1 protein-coding gene is annotated in these 413 nt (G+C 66.1%); it reads left to right on the top strand.

Features of this window, described 5'->3' with window-relative positions; genetic code table 11:
• Nucleotides 1-95 precede the first annotated feature (95 nt).
• The gene (gene traC, locus CWO89_RS45255; protein WP_130230501.1) at nucleotides 96-356 is read left to right on the top strand and encodes a conjugal transfer protein TraC; all 261 of its coding nucleotides are present in this window, start codon (nucleotides 96-98) and stop codon (nucleotides 354-356) included.
• The last annotated feature ends 57 nt before the right edge of the window (nucleotides 357-413 follow it).

The following is a 413-nucleotide window of genomic DNA, read 5'->3' as shown; positions in this document are numbered from 1 at the left end:
CGCCGACCCCGTTAATTACCCGGGTCGCGCTTCGCGCTCACCCCGGCTTTCCTGTCGAGCGCTTCGCGCAGAACTGACAGGAAAGGTCTTCCGGAATGAAAAAGCCCTCGCGGCAAATCAGGGACGAAATCGCTCGGCTCCAGGACCAGCTGAAGCAGGCTGAAACGCGGGAGGCCGAGCGCATCGGGCGCATCGCGCTCAAGGCCGGGATGGGAGCAATCGAGATCGAGGAAGGCGCGCTGCTGTCGGCCTTCGAGGAGATCGCCGGCCGGTTTCGCAAGGGCAGCGGCCGAACCGCAAAGGCGGCCGCGGCCGTCGCGTCTGGCGCGTCTTCGGGCGTGGCTGAACAGGGCTGAACGCATGCGCCGCTCCGATGCCACAAACGCCCGCAAGAAGGACACGCGGGAGAAGAT

This window comes from Bradyrhizobium sp. Leo170, assembly GCF_004296405.1.
Classification (GTDB): domain Bacteria; phylum Pseudomonadota; class Alphaproteobacteria; order Rhizobiales; family Xanthobacteraceae; genus Bradyrhizobium.
The sequence above is the reverse complement of the archived record's forward strand: the minus strand, read 5'-3'. Positions and strand labels throughout refer to the sequence as shown.